General features: G+C 72.1%; 17 protein-coding genes. 10 read left to right on the forward strand and 7 right to left on the reverse strand.

The window, feature by feature from the left end:
- Positions 1-64: 64 nt before the first annotated feature.
- On the reverse strand, positions 65-946 hold the full coding sequence (locus GIS00_RS06020; RefSeq protein ID WP_154767347.1) for a hypothetical protein: 882 nt from the start codon (positions 944-946) through the stop codon (positions 65-67).
- 73 nt (positions 947-1,019) lie between these two features.
- On the reverse strand, positions 1,020-3,323 hold the full coding sequence (locus tag GIS00_RS06025; protein ID WP_154767348.1) for an FdhF/YdeP family oxidoreductase: 2,304 nt from the start codon (positions 3,321-3,323) through the stop codon (positions 1,020-1,022).
- A 101-nt stretch (positions 3,324-3,424) separates the two neighbouring features.
- Between GIS00_RS06025 and recO the strand changes: the two genes are divergently transcribed.
- The 4 genes from recO (at position 3,425) to GIS00_RS06045 (ending at position 7,209) form a co-directional block, all read left to right on the forward strand.
- Entirely contained in the window at positions 3,425-4,213 is a 789-nt protein-coding gene (gene recO, locus GIS00_RS27320) for a DNA repair protein RecO (protein WP_154767349.1), read from the forward strand.
- Positions 4,210-5,019 carry an isoprenyl transferase gene (locus GIS00_RS06035; RefSeq protein ID WP_322097566.1) on the forward strand — a complete coding sequence of 270 codons (810 nt, stop codon included), beginning with the start codon at positions 4,210-4,212 and terminating at the stop codon, positions 5,017-5,019. Before recO ends, GIS00_RS06035 begins: the two co-directional genes overlap by 4 nt.
- Entirely contained in the window at positions 5,016-6,035 is a 1,020-nt protein-coding gene (locus tag GIS00_RS06040) for a permease (RefSeq protein ID WP_154767350.1), read from the forward strand. The genes GIS00_RS06035 and GIS00_RS06040 overlap by 4 nt, the downstream gene beginning before the upstream one ends.
- 67 nt (positions 6,036-6,102) lie before the next feature.
- Positions 6,103-7,209, forward strand: coding sequence for a TIGR03943 family putative permease subunit (locus tag GIS00_RS06045; protein WP_154767351.1), 1,107 nt, complete (start codon positions 6,103-6,105; stop codon positions 7,207-7,209).
- Positions 7,210-7,392: 183 nt separating this feature from the next.
- On the opposite strand, the gene GIS00_RS06050 is transcribed toward GIS00_RS06045, so the two are convergent.
- The 3 genes from GIS00_RS06050 to lpdA are packed head-to-tail and all read right to left on the reverse strand — an operon-like array spanning position 7,393 to position 11,545.
- Complete coding sequence (locus GIS00_RS06050) at positions 7,393-8,283, reverse strand: TIGR01777 family oxidoreductase (protein WP_322097567.1); 891 nt, start codon at positions 8,281-8,283, stop codon at positions 7,393-7,395.
- A gap of 4 nt (positions 8,284-8,287) precedes the next feature.
- Positions 8,288-10,138 carry a 2-oxoglutarate dehydrogenase, E2 component, dihydrolipoamide succinyltransferase gene (sucB, locus tag GIS00_RS06055; protein WP_154767352.1) on the reverse strand — a complete coding sequence of 617 codons (1,851 nt, stop codon included), beginning with the start codon at positions 10,136-10,138 and terminating at the stop codon, positions 8,288-8,290.
- Between the two features lie 36 nt (positions 10,139-10,174).
- On the reverse strand, positions 10,175-11,545 hold the full coding sequence (gene lpdA, locus GIS00_RS06060) for a dihydrolipoyl dehydrogenase (RefSeq protein ID WP_154767353.1): 1,371 nt from the start codon (positions 11,543-11,545) through the stop codon (positions 10,175-10,177).
- 297 nt (positions 11,546-11,842) lie between these two features.
- Here lpdA and GIS00_RS06065 point away from each other — a divergent pair, with 297 nt between their 5' ends.
- A complete protein-coding gene (locus GIS00_RS06065) occupies positions 11,843-12,175 on the forward strand; it encodes an oxidoreductase (protein WP_154767354.1) in 333 nt (110 codons plus the stop codon).
- 1,326 nt (positions 12,176-13,501) lie between these two features.
- Here the strand turns inward: GIS00_RS06065 and GIS00_RS06070 are convergent.
- A complete protein-coding gene (locus tag GIS00_RS06070; RefSeq protein ID WP_154767355.1) occupies positions 13,502-14,959 on the reverse strand; it encodes a leucyl aminopeptidase in 1,458 nt (485 codons plus the stop codon).
- An 82-nt stretch (positions 14,960-15,041) separates the two neighbouring features.
- Here GIS00_RS06070 and gcvT point away from each other — a divergent pair, with 82 nt between their 5' ends.
- From gcvT to GIS00_RS06085, 3 genes are all read left to right on the forward strand, one after another.
- Positions 15,042-16,163 carry a glycine cleavage system aminomethyltransferase GcvT gene (gene gcvT, locus GIS00_RS06075; protein WP_154767356.1) on the forward strand — a complete coding sequence of 374 codons (1,122 nt, stop codon included), beginning with the start codon at positions 15,042-15,044 and terminating at the stop codon, positions 16,161-16,163.
- Entirely contained in the window at positions 16,160-17,125 is a 966-nt protein-coding gene (locus tag GIS00_RS06080; protein WP_154767357.1) for a 2-hydroxyacid dehydrogenase, read from the forward strand. The genes gcvT and GIS00_RS06080 overlap by 4 nt, the downstream gene beginning before the upstream one ends.
- A gap of 164 nt (positions 17,126-17,289) precedes the next feature.
- Complete coding sequence (locus GIS00_RS06085; protein WP_322097568.1) at positions 17,290-18,390, forward strand: branched-chain amino acid aminotransferase; 1,101 nt, start codon at positions 17,290-17,292, stop codon at positions 18,388-18,390.
- 298 nt (positions 18,391-18,688) lie between these two features.
- On the opposite strand, the gene rpmB is transcribed toward GIS00_RS06085, so the two are convergent.
- A complete protein-coding gene (rpmB, locus tag GIS00_RS06090; RefSeq protein ID WP_322097569.1) occupies positions 18,689-18,880 on the reverse strand; it encodes a 50S ribosomal protein L28 in 192 nt (63 codons plus the stop codon).
- 179 nt (positions 18,881-19,059) lie between these two features.
- Here rpmB and GIS00_RS06095 point away from each other — a divergent pair, with 179 nt between their 5' ends.
- On the forward strand, positions 19,060-19,923 hold the full coding sequence (locus GIS00_RS06095) for a hypothetical protein (protein ID WP_154767360.1): 864 nt from the start codon (positions 19,060-19,062) through the stop codon (positions 19,921-19,923).
- A gap of 119 nt (positions 19,924-20,042) precedes the next feature.
- Positions 20,043-22,097, forward strand: a complete 2,055-nt coding sequence (locus GIS00_RS06100) for a PQQ-dependent sugar dehydrogenase (protein ID WP_154767361.1) — start codon at positions 20,043-20,045, stop codon at positions 22,095-22,097.
- The last annotated feature ends 8 nt before the right edge of the window (positions 22,098-22,105 follow it).

Genomic DNA, 22,105 nt, shown 5'->3' on the forward strand with positions numbered 1-22,105 from the left:
AGCCCTCCCGCTGCGACCGGGCGGGAGCGGTGCCCGCTGCCGGGTGGGTGGCGGTCGTCGCAGGTCAGGCGGTGCCGGCGATGGCGTCGTACGCCGCGTTGGTGAGAGCGATCATTCTCTCCCGGCCCTCGGTGCCCTCGGAGTTGCCGCCGTTGACGAACACGGTCAGCTCCTCCCCGGTGCGCATGCAGGTCGGCCACACCAGGTCGTCGTCGGTCATCTCGGTGCCCTCGGCCGCCGTCCGGAGGTTGACCGCGACGCACTGCACCTCGCCGAAGGACTGGACCTCCTGCCGGTTGGAGGCCAGCCCGAGGTCCGCCGGATCGGTGACCGGGCCGATCACCATGCCCGGCGCGTGCGCGCGGACGGCGATCACGCTGGGCAGGAACATCAGGTCGTCGGACCCGTAGGCCTGGAAACCCGCCCCCGCCCCGCCGAAGGCGGCCGAGTACGCCGCGACGGTCAGGTCGCGGGTGTGCTGCTGGGTGGTGCGCTGCCGATCGAGCTGCTCCGCCTTGGCGCCCTTCTTCTCCTGAACGGTGAGCAGGTCGTCGTAGCCGCCGACGGTGGCCGGCATGGCGATCGGTGTGGTGTCGGGATCGTCGGTGCCGCTACCGAACGACAGCACGTTGGTGAGCACCAGCACCGCCCCGGCGATCACCGCGACCACCACGCCGATGGCGATCCCGGCCAGCAGCGGACCGCTCCGACGGGAGGCCGTGGCGGCCGCGGGTTGTCCGGCCGGGGCCGACGTACCGGCGCCCTGCTGCCCGTATCCCTGCTGCGGGTAGCCCTGTTGGGCGTAGCCCGAACCCCCCTGCCCGTAGCCCTGGCCCGCCTGTCCGTAGCCACCCGGCGGGTACGGCTGGGACTCCCGTGACCCCTGGGGCTGTCCCTGCGGGTGGCCCTGTGGCTGGCCGGGTCCTTGTCCGTACGGCGTCGTCATGGGGGTGAGGGTGCCATCCCGCACCCCCGCACGTCCCCCGGTTGGCGGATTGTCCGGTTCGGTGTCGCCGCGGTCAGCTCGGCTCGAGCCGGACGATCACCGACTTGGACGTGGGGGTGCCGGATACGTCGGCCACCTTGTCGGTCGGGATGAGCACGTTGGCCTCGGGGTAGTACGCGGCCGCGCAGCCGCGGGCCGTCGGGTAGGCGACGACCCGGAACTCCTCGCCGCGCCGCTCGGTGACCCCGGTGGGGTCGTCCGGCCACTCCGACACGATGTCGACCAGCTGCCGGTCGGACAGGCCCAGGTCGATCAGGTCGTCGGGGTGCACCAGTACGACCCGGCGGGCATCCTTGATGCCGCGATAGCGGTCGTCCAGGCCGTAGATCGTGGTGTTGTACTGGTCGTGCGACCGCAAGGTCTGCAACAGCAGCCGGCCCGCGGGGACCTCCGGGTAGGTGAGTTCGTTGACGGTGATCTCGGCCTTGCCGCTGGCGGTCCGGAAGGTGCGCGAGTCGCGCGGTGGATGTGGCAGGACGAACCCGGCCTTGTCCCGCACGCGGCGGTTGAAGTCGTCGAAACCCGGTACCACAGAGGCGATGTGGTCACGGATGACGTCGTAGTCGGCGGCCATCGCCTCCCAGGCCACCGGGTGCTGCGGACCCAGCACGGCGCGGGCCAGCCGGCAGACGATGACCGGCTCCGCGAGCAGCTGGTCGGAGACCGGGGTGAGCCGTCCGCGGGAGGCGTGCACCGCGGACATCGAGTCCTCGACGCTGACGAACTGGGCGCCGCCCGGATGACCGGTGTCGGCATCGGACCGGCCCAGGGTCGGCAGGATCAGCGCCTCCCGGCCGGCCATCACGTGCGAGCGGTTGAGCTTCGTCGAGACCTGCACGGTCAGCCCGACCCGGCGCATGTTCGCCTCGGTGGTCGGGGTGTCCGGGGTGGCGGAGACGAAGTTGCCGCCCATCGCGACGAACACGTCGACGGCGTCCTCGCGGAGCGCCCGCAGGGTCGCGACGGTGTCGTGCCCGTGCTCCCGCGGCGAGCTGATGCCGAACTCGGCGTCCAGCGCGGCCAGGAAGCTCTCCGGCATCTTCTCGAAGATGCCCATGGTGCGGTCGCCCTGCACGTTGGAGTGCCCGCGCACCGGGCAGACGCCGGCGCCGGGCTTGCCGATCATGCCGCGGACCAGCAGCACGTTGACCACCTCACGCAGCGTCGGCACCGAGTGCTGGTGCTGCGTCAGCCCCATCGCCCAGCAGATGACGATCCGCTGCGCACTTGCGAAACGCGCTGCCAGTTCCTCGATCTCGGCCCGACCGAGGCCGGTGGCGGCCTCGGTGACGGCCCAGTCGATCTCCTGCCGGGCGAGCGCGTACTGCTCGTACCCACGGGTGTGCCGGCGGACGAAGTCGTGATCCACCACGGTGCCGGGTGCCGCGGTCTCGGCCAGCACCAGCAGGTGCCCCAGCGCCTGGAACAGCGCCAGGTCGCCGCCGACCCGGATCTGCAGGAAGTCGTCGGCCAGGTCGGTGCCGGTGCCGAGGATGCCGCGAACGGTCTGCGGGTCGCGGAAGTTGAACAGGCCGGCCTCGGGCAGCGGGTTGATGGCGACGATGTGCCCGCCGTGCTGCTTGGTGTGGGTGAGGGCGGTCAGCATCCGCGGGTGGTTGGTGCCCGGGTTCTGGCCGACGACCAGCACCAGGTCGGCGTCCTGCACGTCCTGCAGGCTGACCGATCCCTTGCCGATCCCGATGGTCTCGGTGAGGGCGGAGCCGCTGGACTCGTGGCACATGTTGGAGCAGTCGGGCAGGTTGTTGGTGCCGTGGCTGCGGGCCAGCAGCTGGTAGACGAACGCGGCCTCGTTGGAGGTGCGGCCGGAGGTGTAGAACACGGCCCGGTCGGGCGTGGTGGCCCGCAGCCGGTCGGCGATCAGGCCGAACGCGCCGTCCCAGGTGATCGGCTCGTAGTGGGTGCCGCCCTCGCGCAGCACCATCGGGTGGGTCAGCCGCCCCTGGTTGCCGAGCCAGTAGTCGGTCTTCGTCGCCAGCTCCGCGAGCGGGTGCGCGGCGAAGAACTCCGGGCCGACGGTGCGCAGCGTCGTCTCCTCGGCCACCGCCTTCGCGCCGTTCTCGCAGAACTCGGCGGGCCGCCGCAGCCCGTCCGGCTCCGGCCACGCGCAGCCCGGGCAGTCGAAGCCGTGCTTGTGGTTGAGCCGGCCCAGGGCGCGTGCGGTGCGCACCACACCGGCCTGGCCGATGGTGCGTTCCAGGGCGACGGTCACCGCCTTGATCCCGGCGGCGTGGTGCTCGGGGGCGGTGACCTGCAGGTCCGACTCGTCGACATCGGCGGCGGGGGCGCGGCGGTACATCCCCCCATCCTGCACCCGCGCCGCTCGCGCCGGTCGCACCCGGCCTCCCGACAGTCCGCCCATCCGGCCGTTACCGGTTCCTGACGGTGCGGGGTGGGAGCATGGAGGGCGTGACGGTGTACCGCGACACGGGTGTGGTGCTGCGGGTCACGAAGCTCGGCGAGGCCGATCGCATCGTGACCCTGCTGACCCGTCGTACCGGAAAGGTGCGGGCCGTCGCGAAGGGCGTGCGCCGCACGAAGAGTCGTTTCGGCTCGCGGCTGGAGCCGTGCAGCCACGTCGACCTGCAGATCTACGCCGGCCGCAACCTCGACATCGTCACCCAGGCGGAGACGGTCGACCCGTTCCACGCCCGGCTCGCGGCCGACTACTCCCGCTACACCACGGCCACCGCGATGGTGGAGACCGCGGAGCGGCTGGCGGCGGAGGAGAAGGAGCCGGCGCTGCGGCTGTACCTGCTGCTGGTGTCGGCGCTGCGGGCGATGGACGAGACCGGCCGGGATCCGTCGCTGGTGCTCGACGCCTTCCTGCTCCGCGCGATGGCGCTGGCCGGTTGGGCGCCCGCGCTTACCGAGTGCGCCCGCTGCGGCACCCCGGGCCCGCACGCCGCCTTCCACGTCCCGTCCGGCGGCGCACTCTGCGCCGGCTGCCGTGGCCCGGGTGTGGCGCGGCCGGCGCCGGCGACCATCGGCCTGATGGCCGCGCTGGTCGGTGGGGACTGGACCGTGGCCGAGGCGGCGACCGGGCAGTGCCGGCGGGAGGCGTCCGGGCTGGTGGCCGCCCTGCTGCAGTGGCACATGGAGCGCGGTCTGCGGTCGCTGCCGCTGATCGACCGCGTCGAGCCGGCCGCGGCCGTGCAGGTCGCCTTCGACCTGCCGGTGGCCCCGTGAACCGGGCCGTCCGCCCGCCGACCCCGCACCCGTCCGGCGCGGTGCCGCCGGCGATCCCGCGGGATGCGGTGCCGCAGCACGTCGCACTGGTGATGGACGGCAACGGACGCTGGGCCAAGCAGCGCGGACTGCCCCGCACCGAGGGGCACAAGCGCGGGGAGGCCGCGCTGTTCGACGTGGTCGAGGGCGCGATCGAGCTGGGTGTCCGGCACCTGTCCGCCTACGCCTTCTCCACCGAGAACTGGAAGCGGTCGCCCGAGGAGGTCCGCTTCCTGATGGGCTTCAACCGCGACGTGATCCGGCGGCGCCGGGACGGCATGCACGAGCTCGGCGTCCGGGTGCGCTGGGCCGGCCGCCGGCCGCGGCTCTGGCGCAGCGTGATCAACGAGCTGGAGGTCGCCGAGGAGCTGACCGCCGGCAACGACGTGCTGACCCTGACCATGTGTGTGAACTACGGCGGCCGGGCCGAGATCGCCGATGCCGCAAGGGCGATCGCCGAGCTGGCGGCACAGGGCCGGATCGACCCGCGCAAGGTGGACGAGAAGATGCTGGCCCGCCACCTCGACGAGCCGGACATGCCCGATGTCGACCTGTTCCTGCGGTCGTCGGGGGAGCAGCGGACCAGCAACTTCCTGCTGTGGCAGTCCGCCTACGCCGAGATGGTCTTCCTGGACACCCTCTTCCCCGACTTCGACCGCCGTGACCTGTGGCGGGCGTGCGAGATCTACGCCGGGCGGACACGCCGCTTCGGCGGGGTGCTGCCGGGTCCGACCGGCGACACCGCGAGTGGAGGAACGGCCGTATGACCGGCGTGCACACCGGCGCCCCCGCGGTGCCGGACACGGAGAAGAAGCCGTACCGGCCCGGATCGCTGGAGGTGCTGGGGCTGGTCCTGGTGCTGGCCATCGTCTTCCGCGGACCGCTGGCCGACTTCGTGGACCGGGTGCTGCCCAGCAGTTGGGCGACCATCTTCGTGGCGATCTGCGTGCAGGCCACCCCGTTCCTGGTGCTCGGCGTGCTGGTGTCCGGGGTGATCGCCGCTTTCGTGCCGGCCTCGTTCTTCCGGCGGGTGATGCCGAAGAAGGCGGCGCCCGCGGTCGCGGTCGCCGGCGTCTGCGGGGTCGCGCTGCCCGGGTGCGAGTGCGGGTCGGTGCCGATCGCCGACCGGCTGATGGACCGCGGCGTCCGGCCGTCGGCGGCGCTGGCGTTCCTGCTGTCCGCGCCGGCGATCAACCCGATCGTCCTGGTGGCGACCGCGGTGGCGTTCCAGGCCGAGCCGCGGATGGTGTGGGCCCGGCTGGTCGCCGGCCTGCTGACCGCCGTCGTCGTCGGGCTGATCTGGGAGAAGATCGGCCGACCGGAGTGGATGAAGCCGCGGCTGCGGGACCGCGACGAGGAGCAGCAGGGCAGCGGCTGGAAGGTGCTCGTGCCGTCGATGCGGTCCGACTTCACCCAGGCCGCCGGCTTCCTGGTCATCGGTGCGGCCGCGGCCGCCACGCTGAACACCGTGGTGCCGCGCAGCATCATGGAGCATGTCGGGTCGTCGATCCTGCTCAGTCTGCTGGTGATGGGGCTGCTCGCGGTCGTGCTGGCGCTGTGCTCCGAGTCCGACGCGTTCGTCGCGGCCTCCTTCTCGACCATCCCGGTCGTCGGGAAGCTTGTCTTCCTGACCGTCGGCCCGGCCGTGGACATCAAGCTGTTCGCGATGCAGTCCGGCACCTTCGGCCGCCGGTTCGCGGTGCGGTTCGCGCCGCTGACCTTCCTGGTGGCGATGGTGATCGCGGTGGGTGTGGGGCTGCTGTTCTGGGGCGGCTGGTCGTGAACCCGGATCCTGGTCGTGAGCAGCTGGTCGGGCGGATGATGGTGACGGAACGGGAGCGGGTGAGCGGATGAACAAGGAAGCGCAGTCGGTGATCGTCGTCCTGATGGGCGGCCTGCTGCTCTCGATCACCATCAGCGGCCGGTACACCTCGTACGTGCGGCCCGAGTTCGGCGTGCTGCTGATCATCTCCGGCGCGATCCTGATCGGCGTCGGCATCGTCTCGCTGGTCACCGCGGTACGCCGGGACGTCGCGAAGGAGAAGGCCCGCAAGGCGCTGCTCGCCGCGGTCCCGGCCGACGAGACCGCGCTCCGCGAGGGCCGGCCGTTCGCGATGGCCGAGTTCACCGGCGTGCTGCGGACCCCCGCCGACAGCGCCGGAGTGGACGGTGGCGGGGCCGGCGGTGACAGCGGTGGCCGGCACCGGCAGGTCGACGAGGGCGAGTTGCGGCCGGAGCCGCTGCCGGTCAGCGCCGCGGTGGTCGAGGCGGACCCTGAGGACCACCATCACGGCCACGACCACAGCCGGTCCAAGGCGCCCTGGTTGATCCTGGCGCCGGTGCTGGTGCTGCTGGTCGCCGCGCCGCCCGCGCTGGGTGCCGACGCGGTGGCCCGGTCCGCCGGGTCCCAGGCGGTGGCCGGACTCGAGGAGCTGGCAGCGACCGACTCCGGTTCCGGCTCGACGTCGGCGAACACCGACACCGGCGGCAAGGACGCGGCCGGCGGCGGTGGCGGCTACGCCTTCAACGACGGATCCGGACGCGGGGTCGGTACCGAGGCGTTCGCCCGGCAGCGGCCCACCATGCAGTTCGACCCGCTGCCGACCGGTGAGGACCCGGCGATCCCGCTGCGCGAGTTCGTGCTGCGCGCGCTGTACGACGGGGAGGACTCGGTGGTCGACACCCCGGTCACCGTCACCGGTTTCATCGCCCCCGCGGGCACCGGGTTCACCAGCGGCTACTCGATCGCCCGGCTGGTGATCAGCTGCTGCGCGGCGGACGCCAACCCGATGCAGATCCACGTCGACGGTGATGCCCCGCTGCCCACCGACACCTGGGTGACCGCCGTCGTCACCGCCGTGCCGGACACCGCGGGGCAGGACAACGGCTACGTGCCGACGGTGACGGTCACCTCGATCACCCCGGTCGACCAGCCCTCGGATCCGTACGAGCACTGAGCCGACGGCGGCTTCCCCTCAGCGGGCGCCGGGCACCTCGGACATCCGGTCGACCAGGCGTCGGATCCGTACGAGCACTGAGCCGACGGCGGCTTCCCCTCAGCGGGCGCCGGGCACCTCGGACATCCGGTCGACCAGGCGTCGGATCTGAACGAGCACTGAGCCGACCGGCGGCGCACCGGGTCAGCGGGCGCCGGGCACCTCGGACACCAGGGCGTCGTGCAGGGTCTGGTGGGTGAAGGCGAACCCGGAGTCGGCCAGCACCACCGGCACCGCGCGCTGACCGCCGAGCAGTTCCTGGGCGAAGCCGCCGAGCACCAGCTCGAGCGCCGGGCCGGGCACCCACCAGGGGGTCGGCCGGTGCACGGCACGTCCGATGGCCGCGACGAACTCCTTGTTCCGCACCGGGACCGGTCCGGTCAGGTTCACCGGACCGGTGACGTCCGCGACCAGCAGGTGACGCATGGCATCGATGTGGTCGGTGGCGGAGATCCACGGGCACCACTGGCGGCCACTGCCCAGCTTCCCGCCGAGGAACAGCTTGCTGACCAGCGACAGCTGTTTCAGCACACCGCCTTCGTGGCCGATGACCAAGCCGGTGCGCAGATGCACCACGCGGGTGCCGCCTTCGGACGCCGGGGCGGTGGCGGCCTCCCAGTCGCGGCAGATCCCGGCCAGGAACGTCGATCCCGGGCCGGCCGTCTCCTCCAGCACCTCGTCTCCGCGGTCGCCGTAGAAGCCGACCGCCGAGGCGTTGAGCAGCACCGGGACCCGGCGCGCGGCGCAGCCGCGGGCCAGCAGTTCGGTCGGCCGGACGCGGGAGGTGCGGATCAGCCGCCGGTAGTCGTCGGTCCAGCGCTTGTCGCCGACGCCGGCCCCGCAGAGGTTGACCACCGCCGCGGCGCCGTCCAGGACCGAGTCGTCGAAGGACCCGCTGTCGGGGTCCCACTGCACCTGGCCCTCAACGGGTGGGCGGCGGACCAGTTCGACGACGTCGTGCCCCGCGGCGCGCAGCGCGGAGGTCAGCCGGCTCCCCAGGAACCCGCTGACCCCCGCCGCCACGATGCGAGACACGGTCTCAGAGCCCCAGGTCGCCCTCGAACTCGCCGGCCTCGATGCGCTTCTTGACCACCTGCAGGAACCGGGAGGCGTCCGCCCCGTCGATGTTCCGGTGGTCGTACGACATCGCCAGGTAGGCCATGGACCGGATCGCGATGACGTCGTTGCCGTCGGCGTCGCTGATCACCGTCGGGCGCTTGACGATCGCGCCGGTGCCGAGGATCGCCGACTGCGGCGGCACGAAGATCGGGGTGTCGAAGAGTGCCCCGACCGATCCGGTGTTGGTGATCGTGAAGGTGCCGCCGGACAGGTCGTCCGGGGTGATCTTGTTGTCGCGGGTGCGGGACGCGAGATCGGCGATCTTGCGGGCGATCCCGCCGAGGTTGAGGTCCTCGGCCTGCTTGACCACCGGCACCACCAGGCCGCGCGGGGTGTCCACCGCGATGCCCAGGTTGACGTTGCCGTGGTAGGTGATCTCCTTCAGGTCGTCCGACAGCGAGGAGTTGATCACCGGGTACACCCGGAGCGCCTCGACCGCGGCCTTCACGAAGAACGGCAGGAAGGACAGCTTGACGCCCTCGCGGGCCTCGAAACCGGCCTTGGCCTTGGCACGGAGCGCCGCGACCCGGGTCACGTCGACCTCGATCACCGTGGTCAGCTGGGCGGCCGTCTGCAGGCCGTACAGCATGTTCTTGGCGATCGACTGGCGGATGCGCGGCAGCTTCTGGGTGGTGCCGAGCAGCGCGGTCGCCGCGGCGTCCGGCTTCGGCGCACCGCCGCTCTTGGGTGCGGCGGCAGGGGCTGCCGCTGCGGCCGGTGCCGGGGTCTCGGCGGCGACCTTCGCGGCCTTCGCCGCCTCGGCGGCGGCGAGGACGTCCTCGCGCCGGATCCGGCCACCGACCCCGGTGCCCTTCACCGACCCCAGGTCCACGCCGTTGTCGGCCGCCAGCTTGCGGATCACCGGGGTGACGTAGACGCCGGCCGGCTCCGCGGCCTTCGGCTGCCAGGACGCCGCAGGTGCGGCGGCTGCGGGAGTGGCGGCTGCGGCTGCCGGTGCGGCGGCGTCGGGCTGGGTGGTGGGCGCCGGGGGAGCGGGAGCGGGAGCGGGAGCAGGTGCCTCGGCCTTCGGCTCCGGCTTCGGTGCCGGCGTGGGTTCCGGCTTCGGCTCGGGCTTCGGCTCCGGCGCGGGCTCTGCCGCCTTCGGCTCCGGGGCGGCCGCGGAGGCGGCACCGGCATCGCCGATGACAGCGAGCTTGCCGCCCACCTCGACGGTCTCGTCCTCGCCGACGCTGATCTCCAGCAGGGTGCCGGCGACCGGCGACGGCACCTCGGTGTCGACCTTGTCGGTGGAGATTTCGACCAGCGGCTCGTCCACGGCGACCTCGTCACCGACGGCCTTGAGCCAGCGGGTGACTGTGCCCTCGGTGACGGACTCGCCCATCGCGGGCAGCGTGACCTCGGTGCCGGACGCGGCCGGGGCGGTGCCGGCGGCGGGCTTCTCGGCCGGTGCCTCGGTCTCGGTGGACGGCGCCTCGGCCGGGGTGCTCTCCTGCGCCTCGGGGACGGCCTCCGGCTCCGGCTCGGGCTCGGCCGCGGGGGCCTCGGCGGCGGGCGCCTCGGCCGCTGCGCCGGACCCGTCACCGATGACGGCCAGCTCGGCGCCGATCTCGGCCGTCTCGTCCTCCTGGACGACGATCTTCTCGAGCACACCGGCCACCGGGGACGGGATCTCGGTGTCGACCTTGTCGGTGGAGACCTCGAGCAACGGCTCGTCGACCGCGACCTCGTCACCGACGGCCTTCAGCCAGCGGGTGACGGTGCCCTCGGTGACGCTCTCGCCGAGCGCCGGCATCTGTACGGAGTGGGACATTCCTCTGCTACCTCTTCCAGAATTCCGGGCGGCCGGTCAGTTGTGCACGTGCAGCGGCTTGCCGGCCAGGGCCAGCATGGCCTCGCCCAGCGCCTCGTACTGGGTCGGGTGGGCGTGGATCAGCGGGGCGACGTCCTCCGGGTAGGCCTCCCAGCCGACGATCAGCTGCGCCTCGCCGATGACCTCGCCCATCCGCGCACCCACCACGTGGATACCCACGATCGGCCCGTTCTTCACCCGGACGACCTTCACGCCGCCCGCGGTCTTGAGGATGTTCGACTTCGGGTTGCCGGCCAGGTCGTAGACGAAGGTGTCGATCTCGCCGTGCACCTCCTGCGCCTTGGCCTCGGTGAGCCCGACGGAGGCGATCTGCGGGTCGCAGTAGGTGATCTTCGGGATGTCCGCGTCCGGGATGACCTTCGGGTTCAGCCCGGCGATGTCCTCGGCGACGAAGATGCCGTGCTGGAAGCCGCGGTGCGCCAGTTGCAGGCCGGGGACGATGTCGCCGATCGCGTAGACGTTGGGCAGGTTGGTGCGCAGCCGCTCGTCGGTGATGACGAAGCCGCGGTCCATGGTGACGCCGGCCTCCTCGAAGCCGCAGCCGGCGGTCGATGGGCCACGGCCGACGGCGACCAGCAGGAGGTCGGCGGACAGGGTCTCGCCGGTCTCCAGGGTGACCGTGACGCCGGAGTCGTCCTGGGTGACCGAGGAGAACTTCACGCCGGTCTTGAAGCCGATCTTGCGCTTGCGGAAGGCGCGCTCCAGGTGCTTCTGCGCCCACGGGTCCTCGGCCGGGACCAGGCTCGGCAGCGCCTCGACGATGGTCACCTCGGTGCCGAAGGAGGCCCATACGGAGGCGAACTCGACGCCGATGACGCCGCCGCCCAGCACGATCGCCTTCTCCGGGATCCACTCGAGGCCGAGCGCCTGCTCGCTGGTGATGACCCGGCCCTCGATGGCCAGCCCGGGCAGGCTGCGCGAGTAGGAACCGGTGGCCAGCACGACGTTGGTACCGATGTAGCGGTCCTCGCCGACCACCACGGTGTTCGGGCCGACGAAGGTGCCGGTGCCCTCGACGATGGTGATGCCGCGAGACTTGACCAGGCCGGTCAGGCCCTTGAACGCGCGGGTGACGACGCCGTCCTTGTACTTCAGCAGGCCCGGGACGTCGACGCCGTCGAAGGAGGTCTTCAGGCCGAGGGCCGCGCCGTCCTTCGCCTCGTCGGCGACCTCGGCGGCGTGCAGCAGCGACTTCGTCGGCACGCAGCCGCGGTGAAGGCAGGTGCCGCCGAGCTTGTCCTTCTCGACGAGCACCACCGAGGACCCCAGCTCGGAGGCGCGCAGGGCCGCCGCGTACCCGGCCGACCCTCCGCCCAGAACAACAAGATCGACCGTGGTGTCTGACATCGGTGACCGAACTCCTCGCGCATCGTTAGCAGCTTGTCCACCCCGGATGCCCGGATCGCGGGCACGCGGGTGCGGGCTCCATCTTGGCACTACGCTCCGACACGCGCGGAGCGGGTGGACCCCGGACGCTGCGCTCGTGGCGAAACCGGCCTCCGGTACGCCGGAAGTGTGGTGGCGTTGCGCCTGCCGGTCGGGCTGCCACACGTCCGCGTGGTTCCGGGGGAAGATGGACGCAACGGACACGGCGGGTATCCCAGGGGCGGTCGCCCGGTGGCGGCGGAGGCAGGCGGAGGAATCATGGGGATGTTCGGGCTCGGCAAGAAGCGATCCGAGCGCAAGGAGACCAGGGAGCGGCTCGACTCCTGGGTGCAGGAGCGCCGCGGCGTCGAGGTGTTCGTGGAGCCGAAGACCGCGGTGACCGGGGTCAGCATGGTGCTCGTCGCGCACGACGGGGAGTTCACCCGCCGCCTCGTCGACACCCCCGCCAAGGCCCGTGACTTCGCCCGTGACCACGGCCTGCCCATCTACGACGCGACCGTCGTCGGCTATCCCCAGCGCATGCGCGACTATTCCCGCCGCACCACCCTCCTCGCCCGAAGGGCCGAGCAGGAGCGGTTGGACGGGCGGTAGGTCGTCGGCGGTCATCCGGGGTTCGTCGCCGGGTTGGAGATGCCGGACGGTGTCCCTTCGGCCCGACGGGCAGCAGGGTGACGGTTCGCCACGCAGTTGAACTGCGCCCGGGACAGGAGCAGTTGTCCGGTGGAGCGGCCGGGTGGCTGCCCGGGAGGGGTGTTGAGTTGAACTGCGCCGGGACGGCTGCCGGTACGAACAGGCGGGGTCGGTCAGCCGGCCGGCGGTTCCCGGTTGGTGCTGAACCGCGCCCGGACCAGAGCTGGTAGACGGGCGGCCGGGTGACGGTTCGCCGCAGAGTTGAATTGCGGCCAGACCAGGGCCGGTAGGCGGGCGATCCGGCGGGCGGCCGGGTGACGGTTCGCGACGGTGTTGAACTGCGGCCGGGACAAGGGTCGGTGGGCGGGTGGTGCCGTCGTGTTGCCGGGTGGCGGTTCGTGGGTGTTCTGAACTGCGCCCGGACAGCGGCGGGTAGGAACGGGTGGGGTTGGTCCGCCGGCCGGCGGTCGAGGGGGTTCAGCTCCGCAGGTGTTTCGGTTCCGGGGCCGTCTGCCTACCGTCTGTGTGGCCAGGCGGACCGGGAACTCGCCATCTCCACGCTGCGCTCCTCCAGGGCATCGAAATGTCACCGCCCACGGGTCGGGTCCGGGCACTCCCGGCCTTCGTTGGCCGAAAATCCGTGCGACGGACGGAATTTGGGCCAACGAGCGGCAGCGGAGATGATCAGGGCCGGATTCCCTGTCGTGCACGGCCAAGGAAGGACGATGACCACAGGTCCTTCCGTTGGCGGTCCTTCTGGCTACACGTGGTGTAGCCACAAGGACCGGGAAGGAGATCGCACAGAGCTCGACCTGCTTACCCGACCGACCTCCGGGCTCGAGAACCCGGCCACCGCAGCACGTTCCCGCGGTTCAGGGCAATCGGTAAAGCCGACCGCCGCGACCGCAATCCCGGCTCGACAACCCGGCCACCGCAGGCCATTCCCGCTGGTCATGGCAATCGGTGAACCCAACCACCCACTGACCGCAGGCCAGCTCGACGACCTGGTCCCCGGTGGTCAGGGCGATCGTTGAACCCGACCACCCACTGACCGCAGGTCGGCCCGACAACTTGGCCTCCGCCCGCCATTCCCGCTGGTCAGGGCAATCGGTGAACCCGACCACTCACTGACCGCCAGGCCGGCTCGCGAACCCAGCTACCGCAGCACATTCCCGCTGGTCAGGGCGATCGTTGACCCGACCACCCCGCTGACCCCAGGCCGGCTCGAGAACCCGGCGGGCCCGGCTGGTCGGAGTGGGAAGCACACCCACCCCGACCACCCGAACCTCAGGAACTAAGGTCCTCGAGCACCGCGAGGAGGGTGCGGACGGGGACGCCGGTGGCGCCTTGGGGCTGGTAGCCGTAGGTGCTGCCGGTGTTGTAGGCCGGTCCGGCGACGTCGAGGTGGGCCCAGGGCAGGCCGTCGGGGACGAAGGCGGCGAGGTAGTGGCCGGCGGTCAGCATGCCGCCGACCCGGTTCCAGTTGACGTTCTGCAGGTCGGCGATGGGGGAGTCGAGTCCCTCGCGCAGCTCCGGCGGCAGCGGCATGGCCCAGCCGCCCTCCCCGACCTCCCGGGCGATCTGTGCCACCCGGTCACGCAGCCCCTCCTCGCCCATGATCCCCATCGTCCGGTTGCCCAGTGCCACCACCTGCGCGCCGGTCAGCGTCGAGGTCTCGATGAGATAGTCGGGCTCCTCCTCGGACGCTCGGACGATGGCGTCGGCCAGCACCAGGCGGCCCTCGGCGTCGGTGTTCAGCACGTGCACGGTCTTCCCGCCGTAGTGGCGCAGCACGTCGCCGGGCCGGTAGGAGGTGCCGGACACCAGGTTCTCGGCCAGCGCCGCCCAGGCGGTCACCGCGACCGGCAGCTCCAGCGCCGCCGCGCCGATCACCGTCGCGACCACCGCTGCGGCGCCGGACATGTCGCTGGTCATGTTCTCCATGCCCTGGGCCGGCTTGATCGACAACCCGCCGGAGTCGAAGCAGATGCCCTTGCCGACCAGCGCCACGGAGGTGACCGCGTCGGCCGGGGTGTAGGCGATGCGGACCAGTCGCGGCGGCCGGGAGGATCCGGAGCCGACGGCCAGGATCCCACCGAAACCTTCGTCCGCCAGCTGCTTCTCGTCCCAGATCGTGACCTCGAGACCGGCCTCGCCGGCCGCGGTCGACGCGCGCGCGGCGAACACCTCGGGCGGCAGGTCGTTGGGCGCGGTGTTGACCAGGTCGCGTGCCAGCAGCACGGCCTCGGCGGTGATCAGCGCGGTCCGCAGCTCCGCCTTCGCCGCCTTGTCGTTGCGCGGGACGGCCAGCACCACGGTCCCGACCGGTGCCTTGGCCGGCTCCTTGTAACGATCGAAGACGTACCCGCCGAGCAGGTGACCCTGCGCGGCTGCGGCGAGGTCGACGGACCCCAGCGTCGACACCGCCCGCTTCAGGCCGGCCAGCGAACGGGTGACGATCCCCGCGGACTTCCGGACCGTCTCCGCACCGGCGGGCGTCCCGGCCGCGTCGGCGTCGCCGAGCCCGATCCCGACCAGTCGCCCGGCGCCGACGACACCCGCCCCGCCCGTGACGGTCACCTCACCGGCCTTGCCGGTCGCGCCCACCACGGCCAGCGCTGCCGCGGCAGCGGCGAACCGCTCGTCGGTCGCGACCGGGCCGTCCTCGCCCTTGTACAGCCCGACGACCAGCGCATCCGCGCGCGCTGCGGTCGGGTCGGCGGAGGACAGGGTCAGCTCGGTCATGACGGGGAGGACTCCTTCAGGGTCGGTGCGGGTGGTCGGCGCGACGCGGGGACAGTGCCGCCGGGCCGATAACGTGCTCATCATGCATACCCCAGGGTCCCCGGACGCACTGCTCACCTCACCCCTGCACGAGGCGCACGTGGCACTCGGCGCGACCATGGCGCCCTTCGGGGGCTGGGAGATGCCGATCTCGTACGCGGGCGGCGGCGTCGTCGCCGAGCACACCGCGGTGCGCGAGGCCGTCGGCGTCTTCGACGTCTCCCACCTGGGCAAGGCCACGGTCACCGGACCGGGTGCGGCCGGCTTCGTCAACCGCTGCCTGACCGCCGACCTGCGCAAGATCGGCCCGGGCAAGGCGCAGTACACGCTCTGCTGTGACGAGTCGGGCGGGGTGATCGACGACCTGATCGCCTACGTGGTGTCCGACGACGAGGTCTTCCTGGTGCCCAACGCGGCGAACACCGCCGCGGTCGTCGCGGTGCTGCAGGCCGCTGCGCCCGACGGCATCGAGGTGGTCGGACGGCACCGCGAGTTCGGGGTGATCGCGGTGCAGGGCCCGCGGTCCGCGGAACTGGTCGCCGCCGTCGGACTGCCGACCGACCTGGACTACATGGGCTGGGCCGACGGCACCTACGACGGGCTGCCCGTCCGGGTCTGCCGCACCGGGTACACCGGCGAGCACGGCTACGAGCTGCTGCCGGCCTGGGACGTGTCGCTGCCGCTGTGGAACGCGCTGCTGGAGAAGGCGGCGGACCTCGGTGGACGGGCCGCCGGGCTGGGCGCCCGGGACACCCTGCGCACCGAGATGGGCTACCCGCTGCACGGGCAGGACCTCGGCCCGGACATCAGCCCGGTACAGGCCCGCGCCTCCTGGGCGGTGGGTTGGAAGAAGGACGAGTTCTTCGGCCGCACAGCGCTTCTCGCCGAGCGGGAGAACGGCCCGGTACGCACCCTGTGGGGTCTGCTGGCGCTGGGGCGCGGGGTGATCCGGCCGCACATGTCGGTCGTCGACGCCGCCGGCACGGCCATCGGCGAGACCACCTCCGGCACCTTCTCGCCGACGCTGCAGCAGGGGATCGGGCTGGCGCTGCTTGATACCGTCGCCGGGCTCACTGAGGGTGACGAGATCGCCGTCGACGTACGTGGCCGCTCTCTGCCGGTGCGCGTGGTCAAGCCGCCCTTCGTCCCGTCGCACGTCCGATGACCGGCCTGCCCCGGGTGCTCGTCACCCGCCGTGCGCTGCCCGGCACCGGACTCGACCGGCTGCTGGCCGCCGCCGAGGTGGTGCAGCCCATCGTCGAGCCGCCGTCGCCGACCGACCTGCAGGCACTCGCGCCCGGCGCGACCGTGATCCTCGCGCCACCCACCGACCCGGTCGACGAGGCGCTGCTCGACGCCGCCGGCCCGGGATTGAGACTGGTCGCGGTGATCGGCGCCGGCTACGACCTGGTCGACCGGAAGGCGTTGCGGGACCGCGGGATCGCGCTGACGAACACCCCGGACGTGCTCGCCGAGACCACCGCCGACCTCACCTTCGGGCTGGTGCTGTCGGCCCGGCGCCGGCTGACCGACGCCGAGCGGGCGCTGCGCGCGGGGGAGTGGACCGGGTTCCGGATGGACGGTTTCCTCGGGCAGGACGTGCACGGCGCGACGCTCGGGATCATCGGGTACGGGCAGATCGGCAAGGCCGTGGCCCGCCGCGGCACCGGGTTCGGGATGCGGATCCTGCACCTGCAGCGGGCGTCCGCGCCGAGTGACTCCATGTCGACCGCGGTCGACATGGACACCCTGCTCGCCGAGTCGGACGTGCTGTGCCTGACCGTGCCGCGCACGCCGGACACCCGGAACCTGATCGGGGCCGCCGAACTGGCCCGGATGAAGCCGACGGCGACCCTGGTCAACACCGCCCGCGGCGGGATCGTCGACGAGGCGGCCGTGCTTGAGGCGCTGCGCGCGGGGCGGCTGCACTCGGCCGGCCTCGACGTCTTCGACACCGAGCCGCTGCCGGTGCCGGGATCGCCGCTGCTGGAGGAGATCCCGGGTCTGGTGCTGCTGCCGCACATCGGGTCCGCGACCGAGGCGACGCGGGCCGCGATGGTGGACAAGGCCGTCGACAATGCGCTGGCGGTGCTGGCCGGCGGGGAGCCGCTGACGCCGGTCGGCTGACCCTGCGGGTGCCGCAGGTTGGCTGGCGGACGCAGCTCGCCGCGATCCTGAGGAGCCGTTCGGCCGGCAACGACCGATGGCACGGCCGCCCCGGCCCGATGGCACGGCCGGCCACGGCCCAAGAACACAGTAGGACGTCCGAGAATCGGGTTTATCCTGTGCGGGTGACGGCTACATCGACCAACTTCGCGCGGCTCCCGCATCCCAATCCGGTGTCCGACGAGCGGCGCGCCGAGATCATCGCGGCGCCCTCCTTCGGCAAGTACTTCACCGACCACATGGTGCTCATCGACCACGTGGACGGGCGCTGGCAGGATCCGCGGGTCGTACCGTACGGGCCGTTCACCCTGGACCCGGCGTCGATGGTGCTGCACTACGCGCAGGAGATCTTCGAGGGGTTGAAGGCCTACACGCAGCCCGACGGCCGGATCGCCTCGTTCCGCCCGCAGGCCAACGCCGCCCGGCTGGCCGCCTCGGCCGACCGCCTCGGCATGCCGCGGCTGCCGGAGGAGCTGTTCATGGCCTCGCTGCGCGAGATCGTCTCGGCGGACCGGGCCTGGGTGCCCACCGGCGAGGAGGCCTCGCTCTACCTGCGGCCCTTCATGTTCGCGAACGAGGTCGGCCTCGGGGTGCGCCCGTCGAACCGATACCTGTACTCGGTGATCGCCTCGCCGGCCGGTCCGTACTTCTCCGGCGGCATCAACCCGGTCAGCGTCTGGTGGTCGCACGACTACGTGCGGGCCGCGCCGGGTGGGATGGGCGCCGCGAAGACCGGCGGCAACTACGCCGCTTCGCTCGCCGCCCAGGCCGAGGCCGCCGAGAAGGGCTGCGACCAGGTGGTGTGGCTCGACGCGATCGAGCGCCGCTACGTCGAGGAGATGGGCGGGATGAACCTGTTCTTCGTCTTCGGCGAGGGCGACGACGCCGAGGTGGTGACGCCGGAGCTGTCCGGGTCGTTGCTGCCCGGCATCACCCGGAGCTCGCTGCTGCGGCTGGCCGAGGACCTCGGCCACAAGGCCACCGAGCGCAGGATCTCCACCGATGAGTGGGCGGAGCGCGCCGCCAACGGCGAGCTCACCGAGGTCTTCGCCTGCGGGACGGCCGCGGTGATCACGCCGGTCGGCTCGGTGAAGCACCAGGGCGGTGCCTTCGACATCAACGGCGGCGCGACCGGCCCGATCACGCTCAAGCTGCGCGAGGAGCTCGTCGCCCTGCAGCGCGGCACCCGCCCCGACCCGCACGGCTGGATGGTCCACCTGGACTGAGGTCCGCGAAGTCGACCGCGACCGCCCCCTGGCCATCGGTCAGGGGGCGGTCGCATGTCCGGCCCGCCGGCGAGGTGCTGTTCCCGCTGCCGTCGAGGAGGTCCTCCGGGGATCTGCCGTTGCAGTTCCACGGACGACAACGAGCGTCGTCCCGAGGCCACGGAACGGCACCGGAGGTCGGTCGACCTGGGGCAGGGCGAGGAATCGCAGCACCCCGGGGACGACGAAAGAGCGGCAGGTCGGTGACCTGCCGCTCTTCTTCGTTCGATCGGCCGCCTCACGGGCGGCCGCAAGGGGATCAGCCCCGGACGACCTTGCCGGCCTTCAGGCACGAGGTGCAGGCGTTGATCTTCTTCACGGTGCCGGGGGCGACCTGCGCCCGCACCGGCTGGATGTTCGGGTTCCAACGACGGTTGGTCCGACGGTGGGAGTGGGACACGCTCATCCCGAAGCCCGGGCCCTTGCCACAGACGTCACACACGGCAGCCACGATCGGCTCACTTCCTCATCGGACGGAGCCACCGACCCATCGGGCGGAACGTCCGTCATCTACTTGTACAAGACATGGATGCAGCCCGGCCGGGGACCGGGCAACCGTTCCAGACTACCGACAGTGCGCCGACCGGCCAAATCCCACCGACCGGGGGTGTCGCGGGGCACGATGGTCGGGTGGACGTGCTCGACCCGGGAACCGTACAGCGCTGGTTCGAGGTCGCCCTCGACGGTACCGACCAGGCCCCGCACCTGCGGATCCGGCCGACGGCCGACGAGCGGGCGGCCCTGGAATCGGCACGCTACGGGCTGCTCGCCGCGTTGGACGGGCAGGAGGTCATCGTGGCCGATCCGGCCGGCGGATCCGGACTGCTGCGGTACCTCACCGGTCTGGTCGCCGGTGTCGCGCAGGCCCGCCTCACCGACGCGTACCAGGACGGCACGGCGGCGCCCCTGCACCTGGTCGCCGGGATGATCGCCGGCGCCGCCGCGCTCGGTGCCGGCCCGACGTCAACCGACGCGGCCGTGCGGACCGGTGAGTCCGTGGCCAGCGCCGTGCCGACGGTGTCCGAGTCCGCGCACCGCGCCGGCGTCGCGGCCGCCGAGGCGGTGATCACCGGGGCCGATCTCACCGAGATGGCCCGGGTGGCCGAGCAGGCGTCACGGCAGGGCTGGCTGCCCACCGAGGACCTGCCCGAACTGCGACTGCACCTGCTGCTCGCCCAGCTGCTCGGCGCGCTCGCGGTCGGCGCGGCCGGGACCGCCGGCCACCGCACCGGTCCGGACTCCACCAGTTGCGGCGGCTTCCCGGGCGACAACTGCGGCGTGCCGTTCCCGGCCGAGGTGACCTTCACCCTGCACGGCGACCCGGCCGCGGCGGAGGCGCTGCGGGTCGAGCTGTCCGGGGTCGCCGAGGTCCAGCTGTGGGTGGAGGGATCCCGCCAGCTGTTCCACCTGCACACCGAGGACCCGGGTCCGGTGGTCGAGCAGGCCTATCTGATGGCGACACCGTTCGACCTGCGGATCACGCTGCGCGACTGAACACCTGTCGCAGCGGCCGCAAAGTTGGAAAGGGGACACGCCGCCGGGTGAGTTCGCCCCGGCTGCGCGCCGGGTAAGGATCGGGCAGGCAGTGTGGCCGTCGACCCAGGGAGCTCACCATGGCCGGATCCGTCCCCATCCATCCCGGACGTCGGCGCGCGCGCCGGGCGGCAGTCACGGCCGGGGCGGTGATGGCCCTGGTGCTCGGCAGCTCGCCGGAGGTGCTCGCGGCACCGCCGGCCCCGGAGTCCACCCCGCAGCCCGCACCCGCCGCCGCCGCCGCACTGCCGGCCTTGCAGGTCACCGAGCTGATCACCGGCCTCAACCAGCCGTGGGACCTGACCTTCACCCCCGACGGCACGATGATCTACAACCAGAAGTCGGGCCCGGTCCGCGCGAGGCTGACCAACGGCACCACCCGCCCGGTGTCGATGAACCAGGACGACCTGTGGGTGTCCGGCGAGACCGGCCTGATGGGGATGGTGGTCGACCCGGGCTTCCGGACGAACCGGTACTTCTACACCTGCCAGGGCTGGGAGTCCGGGGACAACCACGACGTCCGGGTGATCAAGTGGCAGATGAACGCCGGCTACACCGGCGCCTCCCGGGTCGGCAACCCGATCCTCACCGGCATCGGCGCCACCAGTGGTCGGCACGGCGGGTGCCGGCTGCGGTTCGACCGCAACGGCCTGCTGTACATCGGCACGGGTGACGCCGCGGTCGGCACGTGGCCGCAGGACCGCGAGGTCCTGAACGGCAAGGTCCTGCGGATCACCACCACCGGCGCCGCTGCCCCCGGCAACCCGTACTACAACAGCAGCAACGCGGTGACCCGGCGGATCTTCACCTACGGCCACCGCAACGTGCAGGGCCTGGCCCTGCGGCCCGGCACCAACGAGATGTGGTCGGTGGAGCAGGGCACCGGGCGCGACGACGAGGTCAACAAGCTCGGCGCCGGCCGGAACTACGGCTACAACCCGGTGCCCGGCTACAACGAGAGCGTCCCGATGACGGACCTGTCGCTGCCGAACGCCACCGCCGCGGTGTACACGACCGGGGATCCGACACTGGCCCTGTCCGGCGGCACCTGGCTGACCGGTGCGCAGTGGGGATCGCTGGACGGCGCGTTCGTCGCCGCTGCGCTGAAGGACACCTCGCTGCGCGCGCTCACCATCACCGCCGCCGGCACACTCGTGTCGCAGCAGTCGATCCCGCAGCTGGACAATTCCTACGGGCGCCTCCGCTCACCGCAGCTCGGCCCGGACGGCGCGCTGTACGTGACCACCTCCGACGGTGACGGGCAGGACCAGATCCTGCGCGTCGTCCCGCAGCGCACCACCGGCGACAGCAGTTGCCTGGGCAGCCGGACCTCGCCCACCGCGCCGGTCGGGGCGGTGCGTACGGCCACCGGCTACTACGCGTTCGTGGTCGCCACCGACCGGACTGTGCGCTACAAGAACGTCGACCTCGCCGGCGCCTTCGTGAACCTGGGCGCACAGGTCATCTACGGGCCGTCCGCGACCAGCTGGGACAACCAGCGCATCGACCTGTTCGCGATCGCCGGCGACCGGAGCGTGCTGCACAGGTGGCGGATCGGCAGCACCTGGTCGGCCTGGGAGAACCTGGGGTTCAAGGCGTACAGCGCCCCCGCGGCGATGTCGACCGGTGACCGCCGGCTCAACGTCTTCGCCCGTGGCGCCGACGGTGCGCTCTGGATGAAGCGGTTCGACGGCAGCGCGTGGTCGGCGTGGACGAAACTCGGCGGCGGCCTGTCCGGCTCACCCGGGGCGCTGTCCGGCACGAACGCCCGCGTCGGTTTCCGGCACCCGAACGGCAAGCTGTACGAGATGACGTTCGGCGCCAACGGTCTGCCCTCCAGCGGCTTCGTCGATCGCGGGTTCGGCATCTGCACGGCACCCGGCTACTCCGGTTCCGGGGCGTACCTGGCCCGCAGCTACGTGCGCAGCGACCGGACCGTCGACGTCGGCAAGAACGGGATGAACTACGGCCTGCGCGGCGGCATCACCGGGGCGGTGGCGCTGACCACCGGCACCAGCGCCTACGGGTTCGCGGCCTTCGGGCGCGGCACCAACGGCGCGCTGTACATGGTCGACGCCCGTACCGGAGTCCCGGGTGTCGGCTGGCGCAGCCTCGGCGGGAACCTGTTGCAGTAGAGGCGCTC

Source organism: Nakamurella alba, from assembly GCF_009707545.1.
In the GTDB taxonomy this organism is placed as follows: domain Bacteria; phylum Actinomycetota; class Actinomycetes; order Mycobacteriales; family Nakamurellaceae; genus Nakamurella; species Nakamurella alba.

Excerpts from the sequence above, each read along its gene's own strand:
- GIS00_RS06065 (WP_154767354.1), top strand. The coding sequence starts at position 11,843 with ATGGGGATGTTCGGGCTCGGCAAGAAGCGATCCGAGCGCAAGGAGACC.
- GIS00_RS06100 (WP_154767361.1), top strand. The coding sequence starts at position 20,043 with ATGGCCGGATCCGTCCCCATCCATCCCGGACGTCGGCGCGCGCGCCGG.
- GIS00_RS06020 (WP_154767347.1), bottom strand. The coding sequence starts at position 946 with ATGACGACGCCGTACGGACAAGGACCCGGCCAGCCACAGGGCCACCCG.
- lpdA (WP_154767353.1), bottom strand. The coding sequence starts at position 11,545 with ATGTCAGACACCACGGTCGATCTTGTTGTTCTGGGCGGAGGGTCGGCC.
- GIS00_RS06070 (WP_154767355.1), bottom strand. The coding sequence starts at position 14,959 with ATGACCGAGCTGACCCTGTCCTCCGCCGACCCGACCGCAGCGCGCGCG.
- GIS00_RS06080 (WP_154767357.1), top strand. The coding sequence starts at position 16,160 with ATGACCGGCCTGCCCCGGGTGCTCGTCACCCGCCGTGCGCTGCCCGGC.
- GIS00_RS06045 (WP_154767351.1), top strand. The coding sequence starts at position 6,103 with ATGAACAAGGAAGCGCAGTCGGTGATCGTCGTCCTGATGGGCGGCCTG.
- recO (WP_154767349.1), top strand. The coding sequence starts at position 3,425 with ATGGAGGGCGTGACGGTGTACCGCGACACGGGTGTGGTGCTGCGGGTC.
- sucB (WP_154767352.1), bottom strand. The coding sequence starts at position 10,138 with ATGTCCCACTCCGTACAGATGCCGGCGCTCGGCGAGAGCGTCACCGAG.
- GIS00_RS06040 (WP_154767350.1), top strand. The coding sequence starts at position 5,016 with ATGACCGGCGTGCACACCGGCGCCCCCGCGGTGCCGGACACGGAGAAG.
- gcvT (WP_154767356.1), top strand. The coding sequence starts at position 15,042 with ATGCATACCCCAGGGTCCCCGGACGCACTGCTCACCTCACCCCTGCAC.
- GIS00_RS06025 (WP_154767348.1), bottom strand. The coding sequence starts at position 3,323 with ATGTACCGCCGCGCCCCCGCCGCCGATGTCGACGAGTCGGACCTGCAG.